Origin of the sequence: Tsukamurella sp. NPDC003166, from assembly GCF_040611135.1 — a bacterium.
GTDB lineage: Bacteria > Actinomycetota > Actinomycetes > Mycobacteriales > Mycobacteriaceae > Tsukamurella.
In genome coordinates, this window is sequence record NZ_JBEXNL010000019.1 from 33,530 (window position 1) to 52,184 (window position 18,655).

21 protein-coding genes and 1 pseudogene are annotated in these 18,655 nt (G+C 69.8%); 10 read left to right on the top strand and 12 right to left on the bottom strand.

Annotated elements, in window-relative coordinates; genetic code table 11:
- Positions 1 to 38: 38 nt before the first annotated feature.
- The 3 genes and pseudogenes from ABZX10_RS18620 to ABZX10_RS18630 form a co-directional block, all read left to right on the top strand.
- Positions 39 to 730, top strand: a pseudogene (locus ABZX10_RS18620) (transposase); the annotation flags it as partial.
- Positions 731 to 801: 71 nt separating this feature from the next.
- Positions 802 to 1,104 (top strand): hypothetical protein, encoded by a 303-nt coding sequence (locus ABZX10_RS18625; RefSeq protein ID WP_355543202.1) that lies wholly within the window; start codon positions 802 to 804, stop codon positions 1,102 to 1,104.
- A 77-nt stretch (positions 1,105 to 1,181) separates the two neighbouring features.
- A complete protein-coding gene (locus ABZX10_RS18630; RefSeq protein ID WP_355543370.1) occupies positions 1,182 to 1,826 on the top strand; it encodes a LysE family translocator in 645 nt (214 codons plus the stop codon).
- Here ABZX10_RS18630 and ABZX10_RS18635 read toward each other — a convergent pair whose 3' ends face one another.
- Positions 1,827 to 2,270 (bottom strand): PaaI family thioesterase, encoded by a 444-nt coding sequence (locus ABZX10_RS18635; protein WP_355543205.1) that lies wholly within the window; start codon positions 2,268 to 2,270, stop codon positions 1,827 to 1,829.
- A gap of 50 nt (positions 2,271 to 2,320) precedes the next feature.
- On the opposite strand from ABZX10_RS18635, the gene ABZX10_RS18640 reads away from it, so the two are divergent.
- Positions 2,321 to 2,932, top strand: coding sequence for a TetR/AcrR family transcriptional regulator (locus ABZX10_RS18640; RefSeq protein WP_355543208.1), 612 nt, complete (start codon positions 2,321 to 2,323; stop codon positions 2,930 to 2,932).
- 55 nt (positions 2,933 to 2,987) lie between these two features.
- On the opposite strand, the gene ABZX10_RS18645 is transcribed toward ABZX10_RS18640, so the two are convergent.
- From ABZX10_RS18645 to ABZX10_RS18660, 4 genes are read right to left on the bottom strand one after another with little or no spacing between them, the layout of a single operon-like run.
- Positions 2,988 to 4,592 (bottom strand): peptide chain release factor 3, encoded by a 1,605-nt coding sequence (locus ABZX10_RS18645; protein WP_355543211.1) that lies wholly within the window; start codon positions 4,590 to 4,592, stop codon positions 2,988 to 2,990.
- Between the two features lie 43 nt (positions 4,593 to 4,635).
- A complete protein-coding gene (locus tag ABZX10_RS18650; protein ID WP_355543214.1) occupies positions 4,636 to 5,208 on the bottom strand; it encodes a GNAT family N-acetyltransferase in 573 nt (190 codons plus the stop codon).
- Positions 5,205 to 5,783, bottom strand: a complete 579-nt coding sequence (pth, locus tag ABZX10_RS18655) for an aminoacyl-tRNA hydrolase (protein WP_355543217.1) — start codon at positions 5,781 to 5,783, stop codon at positions 5,205 to 5,207. The genes ABZX10_RS18650 and pth overlap by 4 nt, the downstream gene beginning before the upstream one ends.
- Before the next feature lie 4 nt (positions 5,784 to 5,787).
- Positions 5,788 to 6,384 carry a 50S ribosomal protein L25/general stress protein Ctc gene (locus ABZX10_RS18660; protein ID WP_355543221.1) on the bottom strand — a complete coding sequence of 199 codons (597 nt, stop codon included), beginning with the start codon at positions 6,382 to 6,384 and terminating at the stop codon, positions 5,788 to 5,790.
- Here ABZX10_RS18660 and ABZX10_RS18665 point away from each other — a divergent pair.
- From ABZX10_RS18665 to ABZX10_RS18680, 4 genes are all read left to right on the top strand, one after another.
- Complete coding sequence (locus ABZX10_RS18665) at positions 6,383 to 6,550, top strand: hypothetical protein (protein ID WP_355543224.1); 168 nt, start codon at positions 6,383 to 6,385, stop codon at positions 6,548 to 6,550. The genes ABZX10_RS18660 and ABZX10_RS18665 overlap by 2 nt on opposite strands.
- A 70-nt stretch (positions 6,551 to 6,620) precedes the next feature.
- A complete protein-coding gene (locus tag ABZX10_RS18670) occupies positions 6,621 to 7,064 on the top strand; it encodes a limonene-1,2-epoxide hydrolase family protein (protein ID WP_355543227.1) in 444 nt (147 codons plus the stop codon).
- A gap of 38 nt (positions 7,065 to 7,102) precedes the next feature.
- Positions 7,103 to 7,921 (top strand): LLM class F420-dependent oxidoreductase, encoded by an 819-nt coding sequence (locus ABZX10_RS18675; protein ID WP_355543230.1) that lies wholly within the window; start codon positions 7,103 to 7,105, stop codon positions 7,919 to 7,921.
- 35 nt (positions 7,922 to 7,956) lie between these two features.
- A complete protein-coding gene (locus ABZX10_RS18680) occupies positions 7,957 to 8,799 on the top strand; it encodes a dienelactone hydrolase family protein (RefSeq protein WP_355543233.1) in 843 nt (280 codons plus the stop codon).
- Positions 8,800 to 8,809: 10 nt separating this feature from the next.
- Here ABZX10_RS18680 and ABZX10_RS18685 read toward each other — a convergent pair whose 3' ends face one another.
- From ABZX10_RS18685 to ABZX10_RS18715, 7 genes are all read right to left on the bottom strand, one after another.
- Positions 8,810 to 11,149 (bottom strand): FdhF/YdeP family oxidoreductase, encoded by a 2,340-nt coding sequence (locus tag ABZX10_RS18685; protein ID WP_355543236.1) that lies wholly within the window; start codon positions 11,147 to 11,149, stop codon positions 8,810 to 8,812.
- Complete coding sequence (gene fdhD, locus ABZX10_RS18690) at positions 11,146 to 11,991, bottom strand: formate dehydrogenase accessory sulfurtransferase FdhD (protein WP_355543239.1); 846 nt, start codon at positions 11,989 to 11,991, stop codon at positions 11,146 to 11,148. Before fdhD ends, ABZX10_RS18685 begins: the two co-directional genes overlap by 4 nt.
- Before the next feature lie 82 nt (positions 11,992 to 12,073).
- A complete protein-coding gene (locus tag ABZX10_RS18695) occupies positions 12,074 to 12,529 on the bottom strand; it encodes a CBS domain-containing protein (RefSeq protein WP_355543242.1) in 456 nt (151 codons plus the stop codon).
- Between the two features lie 57 nt (positions 12,530 to 12,586).
- A complete protein-coding gene (locus ABZX10_RS18700) occupies positions 12,587 to 12,742 on the bottom strand; it encodes a hypothetical protein (protein WP_355543245.1) in 156 nt (51 codons plus the stop codon).
- Positions 12,743 to 12,839: 97 nt separating this feature from the next.
- Positions 12,840 to 15,377 (bottom strand): AAA family ATPase, encoded by a 2,538-nt coding sequence (locus tag ABZX10_RS18705; RefSeq protein WP_355543248.1) that lies wholly within the window; start codon positions 15,375 to 15,377, stop codon positions 12,840 to 12,842.
- Between the two features lie 64 nt (positions 15,378 to 15,441).
- Positions 15,442 to 16,239, bottom strand: coding sequence for a family 1 encapsulin nanocompartment shell protein (locus ABZX10_RS18710; protein ID WP_355543251.1), 798 nt, complete (start codon positions 16,237 to 16,239; stop codon positions 15,442 to 15,444).
- Entirely contained in the window at positions 16,236 to 17,258 is a 1,023-nt protein-coding gene (locus ABZX10_RS18715) for a Dyp-type peroxidase (RefSeq protein ID WP_355543254.1), read from the bottom strand. The genes ABZX10_RS18710 and ABZX10_RS18715 overlap by 4 nt, the downstream gene beginning before the upstream one ends.
- Positions 17,259 to 17,414: 156 nt before the next feature.
- On the opposite strand from ABZX10_RS18715, the gene ABZX10_RS18720 reads away from it, so the two are divergent.
- Positions 17,415 to 17,606: a hypothetical protein gene (locus ABZX10_RS18720; protein WP_355543257.1), complete on the top strand. Its 192-nt coding sequence runs from the start codon at positions 17,415 to 17,417 to the stop codon at positions 17,604 to 17,606.
- Positions 17,590 to 18,648, top strand: a complete 1,059-nt coding sequence (locus ABZX10_RS18725) for an FUSC family protein (RefSeq protein ID WP_355543260.1) — start codon at positions 17,590 to 17,592, stop codon at positions 18,646 to 18,648. Before ABZX10_RS18720 ends, ABZX10_RS18725 begins: the two co-directional genes overlap by 17 nt.
- The last annotated feature ends 7 nt before the right edge of the window (positions 18,649 to 18,655 follow it).

Here is an 18,655-nt window from a genome sequence, read left to right on the forward strand (position 1 = left end):
CCCCTTGCCCGGCCTATCCAACATTGTGGGAGGCCCCGGTGTTTACAGAGCGTACGAGTGTCGGCCTGGATGTGCACGCGCGATCGGTGGTCGCGGCGGCGATCGACACGCACACCAACGAGCTGCGGCAGGCACGGTTGACGCCGTCGCCGGAGGACATCAGAGCGTGGCTGGCTGGCCTGCCGGGGCCTGTGGCCTGCGTGTATGAGGCGGGCCCGACCGGGTTCGGCCTGTACCGTGACCTGGCCGAGCACGGTGTGCGGTGTGAGGTGATCGCGCCGTCGAAGATCATCCGGCCGGCGGGTTCGCGGATCAAGACCGACGCCAACGACGCTATCCTCCTCGCGCGGTTGCTGCGCCTTGATGAGATCACCCCGATCGAGATCCCGACGCCCGGGCGGGAAGCGGCCCGGGATCTGGTGCGGGCTCGGGAGGACTGCCGCGGGGAGTTGATGTCCGCGCGGCACCGCCTGTCGAAGTTGCTGCTGCGGCACGGCATCGTCTACTCCGGCGGCGCGCCTGGACGCTCAAGCACCTGACCTGGCTCGGGCAGCAACGGTTCGAGCTGCCCGGCACCAGGGCGGCGTTCGACGCCGCCTACGACACCGTCACCACCACCTTGGATCGGCGAGAACGACTGGATCGGCAGATCGCGGAGATGGCCGCTGACAGCGAGTACACGCCTGTGATCCGCCGATTGGGGTGCCTGCGCGCCGGGGTCGCTGACCTGCGGCGCGCCCCGCTCGGGGATTCCCCCTCCGTTGAGCGGCCCACGGCGTTCGACCGCGATAACGTGCACGCATGGATGAATCCGACGGGACCGGCCTACGACTGTGCTGTCTCCTGTGGGCGAGGCCGGGCCTTGAGGTCGCGCTCTCGGAGTACGAGGACGCCGTTCTGGCTCTCATCCCCGAGCACGGCGGCACCGTCGTCCATCGCGCCATCGGCGAGGGGCTCGACGGGCATCCGAACGAGGTGCAGCTGTACCGATTCCCGGATCAGTCCGCGCTCGACCGGTATCTCGCCGACCCGAGGCGGCTCGCACTCACCGGCGAGCGCGACCGGGTGATCGCACGCACCGGGCTGTTTCCCGTGGCGTTCTGACGCAGGCCGCAAGAAGGCCAGTCACACTCGACTGGCCCTGTACCGCGAGGCCGCTTCTCGTGAGGATGGATCCCATGATCGTTTCGTGGGCCGCGATGGCGGGGATGGCGGTGACGGCGTTGGCCATGGTGCTCACGCCCGGGCCGAACATGATCTACCTCGTCTCCCGCAGTATCAGCCAGGGGCGCACTGCGGGCCTGATCTCGCTGGCCGGCACCGCCGTCGGCTTCGTCGGGTATCTCACGCTGGCCAATGTCGGGCTGGCCGTCGTCTTCGTGGCCGTGCCCTGGCTGTTCATGGGGTTCAAGGCCGCGGGCGCGCTGTACCTGGGCTACCTCGCGTGGCAGGCGCTGCGGCCCGGCGGGCGCGGGTTGTTCGAGACCACCGATCTTCCGCGCGATTCGAACGGCAAGCTGTTCCGCATGGGGCTGGTCACGAACCTGCTCAACCCCAAGGCGGCGATCATGTACCTCGTGCTGATCCCGCAGTTCATCGACCCGAGCAGAGGTCACACCACCGCGCAGGGTTTCGTGCTCGGCGGCGTGCAGATCACCGTGTCGATGTTGGTGAACGCGGCGATCGTGGTCGCCGCCGGCGGGGTGGCCGCGCTGATCGCACGCCGCCCCGAATGGGCTGTCTGGCAACGCCGGATCACGGGCACGCTGCTCGGCGCCGTCGCGCTCCTCCTCGCCCGGGAGGTCCCGCAGCGCGCCCGCGTCTGATCATCCGATCTGGTAGGTGCCGGTGGCGCTCGCGATCAGCACGTCCCCCGACTCGGAGTACATGTCGCACCGCACGTGGCTCGTCTTGCGCCCCGTGGACAGACGGTGCGCGCGGACCCGCAGGCCGTCCTCGAGGAGCGGCGCGATGAAGTTCAGCGCCAGCGACGCGGTCACCCCGCGCAGCTTGTCCGGAACCGGGCGTCCCGCCCAGGCCGCGACCATCACGCCGATGTCGGCCGCCGCGGCGATGAGGCCGCCGTGCATCATCGTGCCGACCGTCGTCAGGTCCGAGCGGTACGGAACCAGGAGGGTGGCGGCACCGTCGCTGATGTCCTCCAGCTGTACGCCGAGCAGTGCTACGAAGGGTGAGGCCGGCACGAACTGTTTCATGATCTCGGAGCCGTCGGCGGCGCCGGCGTCGAGTTGGTCGGCGGATACGGTCATCGTGATCTCCTAGTCCAACTATGAAAACAAAGTGTGACTAGGATAATGCCATGGAGTCGCTGCTGACGGAACCCTCCGACAAGCGCCGCCGCCGGACGCGGGCTGCGTTGCTCGACGCTGCGAGGCAGCTGTACGCCCGGCCACAGGGGTACCGCGGCACCTCGGTCGACGAGTTGGCCGCCGCCGCCGAGGTCGCGCTGACCAGCATCTACTCGAACTTCCCCGGCGGGAAGGCGGATCTGTACGCGGTGCTGGCCTGCCAGGTGGGGCGCGAGCACGTCGCGGCGATGGTGGCCGCGATCGACGGCGCTGCGGGAGCGGATGCCGTTCAGAGGGCTTTCGACGAGTACCTCGACTTCCATCGTCGCGAGCCGATCGCCTTCCGTCTGCTCGGCCTCACCGATGTGCACGGTGAGGAGTCGGAGACGGTGCGGGCCGCGCGCGCCGAGGTACGCGGCTACCTCGCGCAGGCGCTCGACCTGGTCATCGCCGCCGTCGGCGACCCCGCGGATACGGCCCGAGCCGAGGTGATCCAGTGCTGGGCCGGCATCAACGGCCTGCTCGCCCTCGCTGCCCGCGGCCTGATCGACGCCGCCGAGGCCGACCGCCTCATCGGCGAGGTACGCACCCGCTGCGCGGAGAACGTCTCACGCGGCGTGTGAGTGGCAGCGTGGCGCCCATAGTGGCGCAATTCGGGCCAGATCGGTCTGGAATCGATCAGTCGGCCGCGGCGACCAGGGGCTCGAGCGTGAGCGTCGGGTGCTCCTTCTCGATGTACTGCAGCCGCCACTTGTCCGAGAACAGGGCGAGGAGGGCTCCGTCGTTGCGCTCGAAGACCTCGACGCCGCGCTGCCGGTTCAGCTCGTCCGCGCTCGGCGAATCCGTCCGTCGGGCAACGGAGTAGCCCAGGTGCTCGACCTGCACGTCGACGTTGAACTCCGTCTTCATCCGGGCGACCACGACCTCGAACTGCATCGGTCCGACCGCGGCCATCACGGGGGAGGCGTCGCCGCGGACGTCGTTGCGCAGCAACTGGACCACGCCCTCGGTGCCGAGCTGCTCGATGCCCTTGCGGAACTGCTTGTACTTGCCGGCCGAGTCCGCGCGGACGACGGCGAAGTGCTCGGGCGCGAACGAGGGGATCGGCGGGAACTGGACCTTGGCACCGTCGTACAGGGTGTCGCCGGGGGCGAGGGCGTTCGCGTTGACCAGGCCCACGACATCGCCGGGGTACGCGGTCTCGACCGTCTCGCGGTCGCGGCCGACCACCGTCATCGCGTACTTCGTGGCGAAGGGCTTGCCGGTCTGCGCGTGCTGGACGACCATGCCCCGCTCGAACTCGCCGGAGACGATTCGCATGAACGCCAGGCGATCCCGGTGCGCCGAGTCCATGCCCGCCTGCACCTTGAAGACGACGGCGCTGAACGGATCGGTCACCTCACGCTCGGTCCCCTCGATGCTCTCGCGCGAATGCGGCGGCGGCGCCAGCTCGACCAGAGCCTCCAACAGTTGCCGCACACCGAAATTGAGGATCGCCGAGGTGAAGATCACCGGAGAGGTCTGGCCGGCCAGGAACATCTCCTGGTCGTGGCTCTGCCCCATTTCGGTCATCAGCTCGGTCTCCTCGACCGCCTCGGCCCACACGTCGCCTTCGCGGTCGAGCGCGGCGTCGGTCGAAAGGTGTTCCTCGGGAGCGATCTTCGCGCCACCGGCGGTGCGGGTGAAGTGCACGTACTCGTCGCGGCGGACGTCGCGCAGGCCGCGGAAGTCGCCCGCGATCCCGACGGGCCAGAACAGGGGAGTGGGAGTCAGGCCGATGCGCTCGGAGATCTCGTCGAGCAACTCCAGTGGAGTGCGGCCGGGGCGGTCCCACTTGTTGATCACGGTGATCACCGGAATACCGCGGTGCCGGCACACCTGGAAGAGCTTGAGCGTCTGCGGCTCCAGGCCCTTCGCGGCATCGATGAGCATCACCGCTGCGTCGACGGCCGTGAGCACGCGGTAGGTGTCCTCGGAGAAATCCGCGTGGCCGGGGGTGTCGACGAGGTTGATCACCGACGGTTCCTCGTCGGGGGAAGCGTCGGAGGAGGTGTAGTTGAACTGCAGCGCGGTCGAGCTCACGGAGATGCCGCGGGCCTTCTCCATCTCCATCCAGTCGGAGACGGTGGACTTGCGGCCCGCCTTGCCGTGGATCGCGCCGGCCTCGTTGATCACCCGGGCGTGCAGCGCCAGGGCCTCCGTCATCGTGGACTTACCCGCGTCGGGGTGGCTGATGATGGCGAAGGTACGGCGGCGGGAGACCTCGTCGGCAATGGAACTCACGGGGAGCCAGTCTACCTGTTCGCGCAGGTAGATCGTGTCGCGGTCAGGCGGGGCGCGAAAGCGCGTAGACCACGTGGTCCGGCGGGTCGACGGGGTTGTCGGGCGGGATGTCGACGTGGCCGACGAGGGCGAAGCCGGCGCGCTCCAGCGCGCGCCAGGAGCGACGATTTCCCGCCGCGACGGCGACGACGACCCGCTCGCCGCCGAGCTCGGTGAAAATCACCGAGCACATCGCCGCGATCATGGCCGTGCCGAGCCCTCGACCGGTCGCGGCGGGGGAGCCGATCAGGTAGTCGATGCCCCAGTCGCGGGGGCCGAGGTCGACGACGGTGCCGACCGCAACGGTCTCGGGTTCGTCCGGGTAGTCGATCCAGCGTTGCCGCTGGATCAGCCCGAACGGGACCCCGGCACCGTCGGCCCCGGGACCGACACCGTGGGCACCGTCGAACGCCAGGAAGTCCAGCGAGGGCTCGAGGCCGTCGACGGACGGACCGAAGTCGCGCTCGACCGCGGAGGGGGAGGTCTCGTGGTTCCACCACCGCCGGTTGTGCTCCTCGCCGAGCCACTCCGCGAGGAGCCCGAAGTCCTCGCGGGTGACCCGGCGGAAGGCGATCACCAGGCGTGCACGGTGTTCTGCGCGGCCTCGAGGCCGTCGCGGATGAGCAGCTCGACCGCGTCGGCGGCGTTGGTGACCAGGAGCGGCACCTCGGGCTTCTCCGCCTTGGCGAAGGGCTTGAGTACGTAGTCCGCGGGGTCCTGCCGGCCCGGCGGTCGGCCGATCCCGGCCCGCACGCGCAGGTAGTCCTTCGTGCCCAGGTGCTGGGTCAGCGAGCGGAGGCCGTTGTGCCCGCCCTCTCCGCCGCCGCGCTTGAGCCGGACCAGGCCGAAGTCGATGTCCAGCTCGTCGTGCACGGCGATCACATCGGTCGGCTCGACCGAGTAGAACCGCGCCAGCGCGCCCACGGGCTCGCCGGAGAGGTTCATGTAGGACTGCGGCTTCGCCAGGTACACCTGGCGGCCGACGAGCCGCGCGCCCGCGACCTCCGCCCCCGACTTCTTGTGCCGGGAGAAGGAGGTGCGGGCGCGCGATGCGAGCTCGTCGACCACGTCGAAGCCGATGTTGTGCCGGGTCCCGGCGTACTTCTCGCCGGGGTTACCCAGCCCCACGACGATGAGTGGCCGGTCGGTCATCGAATTACTCGGCAGCCTCGTCGGCGGCCTCGGCCTCGTCCTCGTCGGTCTGGGCCGCCGCGATCTCGGTGATGTTGATGACCAGTGCGTCGGCATCCGTGATGACGGTGGCGCCCGCGGGAACCTCGAGCCGGCCCGCGGTGATCTGGGTGCCCGCCTCCAGGTTGTGGACGTTGACCACGATGTTCTCGGGGATGTTCAGCGCGTCGGCCTCGACCTCGACCTCGTTGAGGTCCTGCGCGACCTGGGTGCCGCCGGCGGGCTCGCCCTCGACGACGACGGGCACCGAGACGGTGACCTTCTCGCCCTTCTTGATCACGAGCAGGTCGGTGTGCTCGATGTAGTTGCGCAGCGGATGCACGACGACCTGCTTGGTCAGCGCGAGCTGCTCCGTGCCGTCGATGTCCAGGTTCAGCACGGCGTTGACGCCGTCCTTGCGGAGGATGGCCGAGAACTCGCGGGCGACGACGGTGAAGTGCTGCGGGTCGGTGCCGTGGCCGTAGAGGACGACGGGCACGAGGCCGTCGCGGCGGGCGCGGCGCGCGGCGCCCTTGCCGAACTCGGTACGGACGGTGGCGACGAGCTTGTTGGTGTCAGACATGATGCTCCTGCTGCGGTGTATCGGCCTCGACGATGTCGAGGCGCCCGCACTGCATCGCTCGCGGGATCCGCGGGGAGAAGTGCCGTTCGCGTCGATCACGGCGGCCGGGGCCGCCCTCGCCGAGAAGGTCGCAGGAGAGTCTACCGAACGTCCCGCTCAGGAGTGAAATCGAAGTTTCGCCGTTCCGTCATGTCCAGTTCGCGCGGCGTCCACGCCACATCGGCACCATCGACCCCGTGAACAACTTCCCGCTGTGGTCGCCGCAGGACGTCGCCGAGCGCTTCGTCGACGCCCTGGGCAGCGGCGACTACGAGATCGCCGAGCAGCTCCTGGCGAAGAACGTGGTCTACCGGCGTACCGGCGGCAGGCCGTTGCGGGGCCGCGCGGCGATCGCGCGGCACTTCCGCTGGCACGCGCGCACGCGGGTCGCGATGCAGGCGGTCCTGCTCGCCTCGGAACAGTCCGACGGTGCCGCGCTCACCGAGCGCGTGACCGCCCTCGTCTACGGGCCGTTGTGCCTCCAGTTCCGGGTGCACGGCACGTTCGAGGTCGACGGTGGCCGCATCGTCGCGTGGCGCGACGAGGCGGACGTGCGCGACGTGGCCAAGGCGGTCGCCCGGGCCGTCGCGGGCGCCGTCTACGCCCCGGCCCGGCCGACCCTGCCGCGCGCCGCGGTGTGACGGGAAGCATCCGCCCCCGGCCCGGCGTTGCACCGACCATGACGACTCTGGGCAGGTTGGGAATCTGGCGCGGCGCCACGCAGGTCGACGGTGCCTTCGCCGAGCGGGCTGAGCGATCGGGCTACGGCACGGTGTGGCTGGGCGGGTCGCCGGGCGGTGACCTGGCGGTGGTGGATCCCCTGCTGGAAGCCACCGAGAACCTGGTGGTCGCGACGGGCATCCTCAACATCTGGCAGGACGACGCCCGCTCGGCCGCCGCCGCTTTCCACCGGATCGAGAAGCTGTATCCGGGCCGGTTCGTGCTCGGGATCGGCGCCGGGCATCGCGAGGCGACCGCCGACTACCGCACTCCCTACCAGGCGCTCGTCGACTACCTGGACGTGCTCGCCGCGGAGGGCGTGCCGAAGGAGCAGACGGTGCTCGCGGCCCTCGGCCCCAAGGTCCTGCGGCTTGCCGCCGACCGCACCGCGGGCGCGCACCCCTATCTGGCCACGCCGAAGCACACCCGTCGTGCCCGCGAGATCCTCGGCGCCGGGGTGCTGCTCGCGCCCGAGCAGAAGATCGTCCTCGACGAGGACGACACCCGGGGCCGGGAGACCGGGCGGCGCACCGTCGAGTTCTATCTGGGCCTGCGTAACTACGTCGCCAACCTGCGCCGTCTCGGCTTCGACGACGCCGACCTCAGCAAGCCCGGCAGCGACCGCCTCGTGGACGTGCTGGCCGTGCACGGCGACGGCGATGCGGTCGCCGCGGGCGTGCGCGCGCACCTCGATGCCGGCGCCGACCACGTCGCGGTGCAGGCGCTCGGCGACGATCCGTGGCCCGCCCTCGAGGCCGTGGCGCACCGTCTGGCCTGAGTTACGCCACCCGGATTCCGGGCGGATGGGGCACGATGGTGCCCGTGGATCTCAAAGCCGAAGCCGCCGCCCATCTCGTCGACTTCACGAAGGAGTCGTTCACGTCCGACGGCGTGACGCACGACGTGTACCGCAAGGGCTCGGGACCAGCGGTGATCGTGATCGCCGAGATCCCCGGCATCACCCCGAAGGTGCTCGACTTCGCGCGGAAGGTCGTGGACGCGGGCTTCACCGCGGTGCTGCCGCACTTGTTCGGCACGCCCGGCCTGGACGCCGCGAATCCGAAGGCGATCGGCTACGCCGGGACGGCGAAGAGCATGGCCAAGCTCGCCGGCTCACTGTGCGTGAGCCGCGAGTTCACCATCCTTGCGAGCCGCAAGTCCTCGCCGGTGGTGACGTGGCTGCGGGCGCTCGCCCGGCAGGAGCACGAGCGCTGCGGAGGAAAGGGCGTCGGCGCGGTGGGCATGTGTTTCACGGGCGGCTTCGCGCTCGGCATGGCCGTCGACGACGTGATGCTGGCGCCCGTGCTCAGCCAGCCGTCGCTGCCCTTCCGGCCCGTCCCCGGCACCGGCCGCACCATCGACATCTCGCCCCAGGATCTCGACACCGTGAAGGTGCGGTGCGCCAAGCAGGGGCTCAAGGTCATGGGCCTGCGGTTCAAGGGCGACTTCATGGTGCCCGGCGAGCGCTTCGACTACCTCCGCGAGCACCTGGGCGACGGCTTCATCGCCGTCGAGATCGACGACGCCGACGCCAACCCGGACGCCCTGACCCCGCCGCACTCGGTCCTCACCGAGCACCTCATCGACGAGCCGGGCCAGCCGACCCGCCAGGCCCTCGACGATGTGATCGGGCTGTTCCGGGACACGCTGGTGTAGCGCGGAGCGGCTAGGCGGACTTGGCCAGCCGCACGGCGACGTTCTTCATCAGCGGCTGATCACTCTGCGTGCTGTAGTCGGCGATGCCGATCAGCGCGTTCATCTCCGGCATGTACCCGGCCGCGGACCCCACCGGCAGGTCGTAGCGCAGCGCTCGGAATCGGCGCAGCGTGCGCTGCGAGCCGTCCCGCGAGGTGGCGGTGATGTCCACGAAGTCGCCCTCGGAGAGACCGCGGGAGGTCATGTCGGCCTCGTTGAGGAAGATCAGCTCGCGCAGGTTCTTGATGCCGCGGTAGCGGTCGTTGTTGGAGTAGATCGTGGTGTTCCACTGATCGTGGCTCCGCATGGTCTGCAGGATCAGGACGTCCTCGTCGACGGGGATCACGTTCGGCAGGGGCGCCAGGGAGAACTCGGCGCGCCCGGACGGGGTCTCGAAGACCCGCTCACGGGCGGGCTGCGGAATGCGGAATCCGCCGGGCTCCTTGATCAGCTCGTTGAAGCCCTCGAAGCCGGGCAGTACCTGCGCCATGACATCACGGATGCGGTCGTAGTCGTCGACGTACGACTGCCATGGCGTGCGACTGTCCGGGAGCGCGGCCATCGCGATGCCGGCGATGATCGCGGGCTCGGAGCGCAGGTCGGGCGACGCGGGGCGCCGCTTGCCGCGGGAGATGTGGACCATACTCATCGCGTCCTCGACGGTGACCCCCTGGGGGCCGGCGGCCTGCAGGTCCTTCTCGGTGCGCCCGAGGCAGGGCAGGATCAGCGCCCGCCGCCCGTGCACGAGGTGGCTGCGGTTGAGCTTGGTGCTGACCTGCACGGTGAACTCGGTCTTGCGCAGGCCCGCCGCGGTGTACGCGGTGTCGGGCGCCGCGAGCACGAAGTTGCCGCCCATCCCGACGAAGACCTTCACCCGGCCGTCGTGCATGCCCTCGACGGTGTTCACGGTGTCGAGGCCGTGGGTGCGCGGGGAGACGATGCCGCACACCTGGTCGAGCCGGTCCGTCCACGGCGGCGGCCGATGGTCGATGCCGCAGGTGCGGTTTCCCTGCACGTTGCTGTGGCCGCGGACGGGCGACGGGCCCGCGCCGGGCCGTCCGATGTTGCCGCGCAGCAGCAGGACATTGATGATCTCGCGGACCGTGTCGACGCCGTGCTCGTGCTGCGTGACCCGCAGGCACCACGAGATGATCGAGCGCTCGGCACGCAGGTACAGCTCGCCCACGCGGCGGATCTCGGCCTCCGGCAGGCCCGCCTGCGCGGTGATGTCCGCCCAGTCGGTGGCGGTCACCAGGTCGCGGTAGGCCTCGACATCGACGGTGCTCGCTTCGAGGAACGCGCGGTCGAGCACCGTCGGGTCCGTCTCCGCGGCCTCGAACACGACCTTGGCGATGCCGCGCATGAGCGCGAGGTCGCCGCCGGGGCGGACCTGAATGTTCATGTCCGAGACGGACGTCGCCTTGAACAGTGCCATGTCGACCATCTCGTGCGGCACGATCGTCTTCGTCGCGCCGGCCTCGACCAGCGGGTTGACGTGCACGACCTGCGCGCCGCGGCGGGTGGCGTCGGCGAGCGCGGTGAGCATCCGCGGCGCGTTCGAGGCGGCGTTGACGCCCATGACGATCAGGAGGTCGGCCTCCTCCCAGTCCTCGAGATCGCACGTGCCCTTGCCGGTGCCGATCGCGGCCTGCAGGGCGCGACCGGACGCCTCGTGGCACATGTTCGAGCAGTCGGGCAGGTTGTTGGTGCCGTACTCGCGAGCCAACAACTGATACAGGAAGGTGGCCTCGTTACTGAGCCGGCCGGAGGTGTAGAACGACGCCTCGTCGGGACTAGCGAGATCGCGCAGCGCCGCACCGACCAGCGCGTACGCCTCGTCCCAGCCGATCGGGACGTACCTGTCGGAGGCCTCGTCGTAGACCATGGGTTCGGTGAGCCGCCCCTCGTTCTCGAGGTCGAAGTCGGTCCAGTCGGCGAGCTCGGTGACGGTGTGCCGCGCGAAGAACTCCCGGCGCACCCGCTTCGGGGTCATCTCCCACGTGACGTGTTTGACGCCGTTCTCGCAGAAGTCGAGGGTCAGCTTCTTGTCGTCCGGCCACGCACAACCCGGGCAGTCGTATCCGGTGGGGTGGTTCATGACGAACATCGAGTGGGTGCCGCGGACCAATTCGCGCTGCTTCATGAGGATCGTGCCCACCGATTTCGCGGCGCCCCACGACGCAGCCGCGTGGTGGTAGGGCGAGCTGGACCAGGCACCGTCGGTCACGGGGCCGAAGCCGCCCTGCCGGGGGACGTCGGGCATGAGGCCCGGCACGCGTGCCGGAGTCCGGGGCTGATTGTCCGTGGTCATGTCCTGACTTCCTGTCGAACTCGCTGGGGCTGGGAGTAGATGTTCATGTGGTCGCCGCGGACGAAGCCGATCAGGGTGAGTCCGGCCTCGTCGGCGAGCTCGACCGCGAGCGACGACGGCGCCGAGACCGCGGACAGCACGGGGATCCCGGCCATGACGGCCTTCTGGACGAGCTCGAAGCTGGCGCGACCCGACACCTGCAGGACCACGCCGCGCAGCGGCAGCCGGCCCTGCAGAAGAGCCCAGCCGATCACCTTGTCGACGGCGTTGTGCCGGCCCACGTCCTCGCGCAGCACGAGCAGTTCGCCGGTCGCGACGTCGAACAGGCCGGCCGCATGGAGACCGCCGGTCTTGTCGAAGACGGCCTGCCCGGCGCGGAGCCGGTCCGGCAGGGCCACCACCTGCTCGGGTTCGACGGTGACCGGATCGGCCCGGACGTCGAACCGGGAGACCGTGCGCACCGCATCGATGCTCGCCTTGCCGCACATGCCGCACGAGCTGGTGGTGTAGAAGTTGCGCGTCACGTCCGGCGCGGGCGGCGCAACACCGGCTGCGAGGGCGATGTCGAGCACGTTGTACTCGTTGATCTCACCGCCGGTACCGGGCCCTCCGCAGTGGATCGCGGAGCGGAAGTCCTCCGCGGCGCCGATCACGCCCTCGGAGACGAGGAACCCGGCGGCCAGCTCGACATCGTGCCCGGGCGTGCGCATGGTCACGGCGAGAGGCGTTCCCGCGACGCGGATCTCGAGCGGCTCCTCGACCGCGAGCGTATCGATACGCCGTACGGTTTCCGTGCCGACGGCGACCCGGACTACATTCCGACGCACCGTGATTCGTCCCACCAATCTGACGCTACACCGTCGCGCTCGGCGCTCGTCGACTGTGGCGGATCCTGGTCCGAACCGACGGTCGCCTTCACCCTCCTCAGCCAGGGCTCCGCCATCCTTGCTCGGTGGACGCGTCGCCGCCGGTTGCGGCTGAGCGGGATCGACGCATGCGCTCGACGCCGTCGTCGGTGCAGAACCCGGTGCCCGAGGCCTTGAGGCAGAGCAGCCCGAGTAGCCGCAGGTCGTCGTCGACGACGGCGAGTCGCCGGGTGCCTGCGGCGACCATTGCCTCACGAAGAGGCTCGAGCTCTCCGTCCGCGGACGTGGTGCGCGCACGCAGGGAGGATCGTGCCAGCGGCGCCGCGCCCTCGTGGAGATCCGCTGCGGCGATGTCGGCGCGGGTGAGGGTTCCGACGAGCCTCCCCGCGTGCACGAGCAGCAACAGGTGAATCTTCGGGCTGGATTCGAACGCTGCGACCGCGTCGCCCACCGTGATGTCCGGCGGGTGAATCGTCGGGTGTCGCAGCATCGCATCGGCGACGGACCTCACCATGCCTCCGATCGACAGATGCGTGACGGGTCCCCCATCGGAAATGTCAGTGCCATTCCCTTAGGAGATGCCTTCTTCTTCGGCGATCTCGGCGTCGCCGTCATCGCCGAGATCCTGGCCCACGGCCTCGCGGGCCTCCAGTTCGGTCTCCCGCTCCTCGGCCGCGGCCTGCGCCGGCGTCTCGTCCAGTCCGGACAGGTCGTTGGAATCGCTCATTCCAGTCGCTCCTTCTCCTCGCGCTCGAGGCGGTCGCGCTCCTCCTGCTTCCGCTTCTCCTCGTGCTCGATCGCTTCTTCGCGGGCGTTCTTGTCGCTCATGCCTTCTCCTTCTCGTTCTCGTTCCCGGCCTCCGCCGGCAACGAACCTTCCGACACGGAACCGTCGGCGTGCTCGTCCACGACCGACAGCACCAGCCCGTCGTCGTCGGCGTCCACCCGCACGGTGTCGCCGCCGCCGACATCGCCGCGCAGCAGCATCGACGACAGCCGGTTGTCGAGCTCCTTCTGCACCGTCCGGCGCAGGGGCCGGGCGCCGAACTGGGGCTGGAAGCCCTCGTCCGCCAACCAGTCCTCCGCTGCGGTGCTGACGTCCAGTTCCACGTCCTGCGCGCGCAGCAGCCGCCGCGTGCCGTCCAGGATCAGCTCGACGATGTTGCGCAGCTGCGCCTTGTCCAGCCGGTGGAAGATCACCGTGTCGTCGATCCGGTTGAGGAACTCGGGCCGGAAGTGCGCCCGCAGCCGGTCCTTGACCTTCGGGATCACCGACTCGAAGTCGTCCTCCGGCGCGTCCAGGATCAGGTCGGCGCCGATGTTCGACGTCAGGATCACGATCGTGTTCTTGAAGTCGACGGTGCGGCCCTGTGCGTCCGTCACCCGGCCGTCGTCGAGCAGCTGCAGCAGCACGTTGAAGACATCGGGGTGCGCCTTCTCGACCTCGTCGAACAGGATCACCGAGTACGGCTGGCGCCGCACCTTGTCGGTGAGCTGGCCGGCCTCCTCGTAGCCGACGTAGCCGGGAGGCGCACCGACGAGCCGCGACACCGTGTGCTTCTCCTGGAACTCGCTCATGTCGAACCGGATCAGCCGGTCCTCGTCGCCGAACACCGTGGCGGCCAAGGCCTTCGCGAGTTCGGTCTTGCCGACGCCGGTGGGGCCGAGGAACAGGAACGAGCCGATCGGGCGGCTCGGATCCTTGAGCCCCGCGCGGGCGCGACGCACGGCCTCGGCGACGGCGAGCACCGCCTCCTCCTGGCCGATCACCCGGTCGTGCAGGTCGTCCTCGAGGCGCAGCAGCTTCTCCCGTTCCTCGGAGGTGAGGTCGGCGACGGGGATGCCGGTGCGCCGGGAGACGACCTCGGCGATGTCGACGACGGTGACCTCGGGCTCGGACTCGCCGCCGCCCGCGGCCGCCAGCCGCTCCTCGGCCGCGTTGATCTTCTCCTTGAGGTCGTCAGCGGTCTTGTAGTCCTCGCCCTCGACGGCGCTGTCCTTCTCGCGGCGGAGTGCGGCCAACTCGTCCTCGAGCGAGCGGGTATCGGCATCGGGGGTCTTGGTGCGCAACCGGACCCGGGCGCCGGCCTGGTCGACGAGGTCGATCGCCTTGTCCGGCATGAACCGGTCGGTGATGTACCGGTCCGACAGCTCCGCGGCCGCGACGAGCGCGGCATCCTCGTAGCGCACCTGGTGGTGCTCCTCGTAGACGTCGATGAGCCCGCGGAGGATCTCGATCGTGTCGTCCACCGATGGCTCGCTGACCATCACGGGCTGGAACCGCCGCTCGAGCGCCGCGTCCTTCTCGATGTACTTGCGGTACTCGTCGATCGTGGTGGCGCCGATGGCGTGCAGCTCGCCGCGCGCCAACGCGGGCTTGAGCATGTTACCGGCGTCCATGGAGCCCTCGCCGCCACCGCCGGCGCCGATGATCGTGTGCAACTCGTCGATGAAGACCACCAGCTCGTCCGAGTGCTCGCGGACCTCGTCGAGCACCTTGGTCAGGCGCTCCTCGAACTCGCCGCGGTACTTGCTGCCCGCGACCATGGAGCTCACGTCCAGCGCGATCACGCGGCGCCCGGCGAGCGTCTTCGGCACGTCGTCGTTGACGATCCGTTGTGCGAGCCCCTCGACGATGGCCGTCTTGCCGACGCCCGGGTCGCCGATGAGCACCGGGTTGTTCTTGCGCCGCCGGGACAGGATCTCGATGGTCTGCTCGATCTCCTCCGCGCGGCCGACGACGGGGTCGACCTTGCCGGCGCGGGCCTCGGCCGTGAGGTCGCGGCCGTACTCGTCGAGCGTCGGGGTCGTGCTCTCCGGTTGTGCGGCCTGCCCGGCCGGACCCGCCTTGCCCGGTTTGCCGGGCTTGCTCTGCGCTGACGGTGCGGACATGCCGCCGCCCGAGAGTGCCTGTGCGGCAACCGTGTCCGGGTTGTCGGCGATGCCGAGCAGGATGTGCTCGGGTCCCACGTAGGACTGCCCGTTCTGCGCGGCGTGCTGCTGAGCCACCCGCAGCGCGCGGCGGGAGGCCGGGCTGAGCGACGGCGCGCCGTCCATCGCGGCCGGGTTCGCGCTCGCCTGCGCCGCAGCCTGCATCGCGGCGGCGACCTTGTCCGGATCCAGCTTGAGCCGGGCGATCACGTCGCGCGTGGGCTCGTTCATCGCCGCCGCGTACAGCAGGTGCTCCGGCGTGATCTCCGGATTGTTCCAGTCCGCGGCGGCCACCTGGGCCTCCGCGAGCAGAGTCTTCGCCTGGTCGTTGAGGAGGCGATTCAGGTCTACCCGCGCGGTCGCGGGCCGGCCCACCGAGTTGCCGAAGAAACGCTGGAAGATGTCGTCGAAGACGCCGTCGAGTTCACTCATGGGGGGTTGCCTTTCTCCGGTACTCGGGGGACTCGGGTTCGAACGGGAGGTCTTGTGGCAGGGATCAGTTGGTGAGCGGCACGGAGGCCTCGGCGGTGTACGCGAGGAAGGTGAAGGTCTCCTGCAGGTACAGCTGCACCGACTCGGCGTCGTGGCTGAGGTAGCCGATCTCGACGTCGGTGCCGAGCCGCAGTTCGTAGTCGCCGCCGCGGGTGGTCAGCGCGAACGCGCCGTCGATGGCGGGCGCCCAGATGATCTCACCGTCCACGAGGCGATTGAGCTGCTCGCGGACGGGGTAGCCGTGGTCGGAGGTCTCGCTGATGCTGGTGTAGACGTCGGCGGACAACACCACGGAGTACGGGCCGTTGACGCCCGCGAGACGCAGGTCCTCCAGTGCCTTCGCCACCGCGTCCGGTGTATCGAGCGGATCCGCGGGGAGTGCGATGGCGGCGTTCGACGACGACGCGCGCATCCCGCCGATCGACGCCGCGGGGTAGCCCTCGAAGACGGCGCGGTCCTCGGCGTAGGCGAGCTGCTTCGCGGCCGCCTTGACCGGATCCCAGTCGGCGTCCTGCGCGCCCCGCTCGACCGAGTCGATCGCGGAGCGGCTCAGCGTGAAGGGCACGCGGAGACGGACGAGTGGCACGCTCTCGCGCAGGTCCGCCTGAACGCCGTCCGCGGGACCGTCGACCGGACGCACGTGGCCGGTGCCGACGGCGGCGGCGGTCGGGCCGTCCGGCCCCGTCACGTCGACGACGCGGCGGCCGGCGATGTTGCGCTTGAAGGTCCGTGCCGCCTCGTCCTCGATCTGCTCCCAGGCCTCGGGGGTGACGGGTGCCAGTTCCCGGTACAGGTTGTTCATGCTCGACTTCCTTTCAAGCTGCCGATTTCGAGCGCGCCGCCGGTTGCGACGGGCGTGGTGGTCGCGGTCTCCTCCGATGACGGTGCGCCGGAGGGGAGGTCGGGTGGGGCGTCGAGCCACTCGCCGGTGGGGGTGAAGAAGAGGCATCCGGTGTGTGCCGTCGAGAAGTCCAGGATGCGGTCGGTGTTGCCCGGCGGATCGCCGAGGAACATGTTGCGCAGCATGCGTTCCGTGACCGCCGGGTCACGGCAGTAGCCGATGAAGTAGGTGCCGAACTCGGCGCTGCCGAGCTCGCCGAAGGGCATGTTCTGCCGGACGATCTGCAGTTGGTTGCCGTCCTCGTCGTTGATCACGTTGAGCGCGATGTGCGCGTTCGCGGGCTTCACGTCGTCGGCCATCTCGATGTCCTCGAGTTTGCTGCGCCCGATGACCTTCTCCTGGTCCTCGACCGACAGCGCCCGCCAGGCGGCCATGTCGTGCAGGTACTTCTGGATGTGCACGTAGCTGCCGCCCGCGAAGTCGGGGTCCTCGGCACCGACCGCGGTCGCGTTCACCGCGGCAGCACCCTCGGGGTTCTCCGTCCCGTCGACGAAACCCAGCAGGTCGCGGGCGTCGAAGAAGCGGAAGCCGTGCACCTCGTCGACCACGGTGACCGCGTCCCCGAACGAGTCGAGGATGCGCCAAGTCAGCTCGAAACACATGTCGAGGGTGCTCGCCTTGACGTGCAGCAGCGCGTCGCCCGGCGTCGACGGGGCGCGGTGCCGCGGACCGTCGAGCGGGATGAACGGGTGCAGCCCCGTCGGCTTGGGGCCGCCGAAGAGTCGATCCCAGACGTCCGAGCCGAACGAGGTGGTGAGCGAGAGATGCTTGTCCGGGTACCGGAATCCGACGGAGCGGGTGAGGCCGGAGAGGTTGTCCAACGCGTCGTGAACCCGGCCCTCCTGCCCGTCCGAAACGGTGAGCACGACGAACATCGCGGCCTCGGTCAACGGTGATGTCACAACTTGATTCGGAACCACGGAATCACCCTAATCCTTCTCCGGACGGCGCGGAGGTCGAAGCAGATCGGTACGCCGCGCTGCGAAAAGCCGAGCGTGCGATGATGGTCGGCGGACCCGAGCCGCCCCGACACCGGCCGACGCGGGTGGAATCCGTACGACCGAAGGGAGTCGAACATGACGTGGATCGCAGTGGTCGTGCTGGCGGTGGCTGTGCTCGGAGGACTGTTCGCCGCGTGCGCGATCTCGACTCCGCGGCGCCCGGCCGGCGACGCGACGTACACCACCAATGCGTACCTGGCCGCCGGAGCGGTCACCGGATCGGCGTTGCTGGCGATCGTCGCCGTGGTCCTTGTCGCCACTGCGTAACGAGGACGGCCGGAGGACGACGCTGTCGTCGCTGCGGCCGGATACGGCGGACTGGGACCACGCACTGCGGGTCGCGCTCGCGCTGCTGGTGCCGGGTGTGCTCCTCCTGTTGTGGGGCCGTCCCGAACTGCTGGTGTACGCCGAGTTCGGCGCGTTCGCCGGGATGTACGGACGGTTCGAGCGCGGCCGACCCCGGATCGTCCACCAGGTCCAGGCCGGCGGGTTGCTCATCGCAGGCGAGGCGGTGGGTATCGCGTTGGCGTTCACCAGGTCTCCCTCGTGGCTGTTGGTGCTGGTCGCGGTCGTCTTCGTCACGGTGACGTCGGTGCTGGCGGACGCCGTCCGGCTGCGACCGGCCGGGCCCTTCTTCTACCTGTTCGCGCTCGGCGCGACCGCGATGCTGCCGTCCGATCTGGCGCCGCCGGGCGTCGCGCTCGCCATCTGCGCGGCGACGGTCGCGTTCGCGGTGATCGTCGGCAACATCGGCCGGCCGGATCCCCTGCGCGGCCGCCCCTGGTGGGATGGGATCGCACGTCTCGCGCGGCGGCCCGCGCCGAGCGTGGGTATCCACGCCGTGCGCTACGCGCTCGCCGTGGGCATCGCGGGTACCGCGGGCGTGCTCATCGGCGTCGATCACGCCAACTGGGCCATGGCCGCCGCCGCGGTCCCGCTGGCGGTGATCGACTCGTCGAAGCCGTCCGAGGTGCACCTGGGCCCGGTCCTGAACCGGGCCCTGCACCGCACGATCGGGACCATGATCGGGTTGGCGCTCACCGCGGCGCTCCTGGCGATCGATCCCGGGCCGACGGCGGTCGCGCTGGTCGCGATCGTGCTGCTGCTCCCGACGGAGTTGTTCATGGCGCGGCATTACGCGATCGCGATCGGCTTCTTCACCCCGCTGGTCCTGCTGATGACCGAGTTGGCGGATCCGTCGGAACCGGCGCGGATGCTGCTCTACCGCGGCGTCGACACCCTGATCGGCGTGGTCGTCGGTGTCGCGGTGGCGCTGCTGGTGCGCAGTCGAGCGGAGCGCCGGGCCTGAGCCGCGC

What these genes read in the sequence shown, in the direction of transcription:
- ABZX10_RS18695 (WP_355543242.1), bottom strand. Translation starts at nt 12,529, where the DNA reads ATGGTGAGGTCCGTCGCCGATGCGATGCTGCGACACCCGACGATTCAC.
- ABZX10_RS18635 (WP_355543205.1), bottom strand. Translation starts at nt 2,270, where the DNA reads ATGACCGTATCCGCCGACCAACTCGACGCCGGCGCCGCCGACGGCTCC.
- ABZX10_RS18720 (WP_355543257.1), top strand. Translation starts at nt 17,415, where the DNA reads ATGACGTGGATCGCAGTGGTCGTGCTGGCGGTGGCTGTGCTCGGAGGA.
- ABZX10_RS18680 (WP_355543233.1), top strand. Translation starts at nt 7,957, where the DNA reads ATGGTGCCCGTGGATCTCAAAGCCGAAGCCGCCGCCCATCTCGTCGAC.
- ABZX10_RS18665 (WP_355543224.1), top strand. Translation starts at nt 6,383, where the DNA reads ATGATGCTCCTGCTGCGGTGTATCGGCCTCGACGATGTCGAGGCGCCC.
- ABZX10_RS18660 (WP_355543221.1), bottom strand. Translation starts at nt 6,384, where the DNA reads ATGTCTGACACCAACAAGCTCGTCGCCACCGTCCGTACCGAGTTCGGC.
- pth (WP_355543217.1), bottom strand. Translation starts at nt 5,783, where the DNA reads ATGACCGACCGGCCACTCATCGTCGTGGGGCTGGGTAACCCCGGCGAG.
- ABZX10_RS18685 (WP_355543236.1), bottom strand. Translation starts at nt 11,149, where the DNA reads ATGACCACGGACAATCAGCCCCGGACTCCGGCACGCGTGCCGGGCCTC.
- ABZX10_RS18705 (WP_355543248.1), bottom strand. Translation starts at nt 15,377, where the DNA reads ATGAGTGAACTCGACGGCGTCTTCGACGACATCTTCCAGCGTTTCTTC.
- ABZX10_RS18675 (WP_355543230.1), top strand. Translation starts at nt 7,103, where the DNA reads ATGACGACTCTGGGCAGGTTGGGAATCTGGCGCGGCGCCACGCAGGTC.
- ABZX10_RS18640 (WP_355543208.1), top strand. Translation starts at nt 2,321, where the DNA reads ATGGAGTCGCTGCTGACGGAACCCTCCGACAAGCGCCGCCGCCGGACG.
- ABZX10_RS18700 (WP_355543245.1), bottom strand. Translation starts at nt 12,742, where the DNA reads ATGAGCGATTCCAACGACCTGTCCGGACTGGACGAGACGCCGGCGCAG.
- ABZX10_RS18625 (WP_355543202.1), top strand. Translation starts at nt 802, where the DNA reads ATGGATGAATCCGACGGGACCGGCCTACGACTGTGCTGTCTCCTGTGG.
- ABZX10_RS18710 (WP_355543251.1), bottom strand. Translation starts at nt 16,239, where the DNA reads ATGAACAACCTGTACCGGGAACTGGCACCCGTCACCCCCGAGGCCTGG.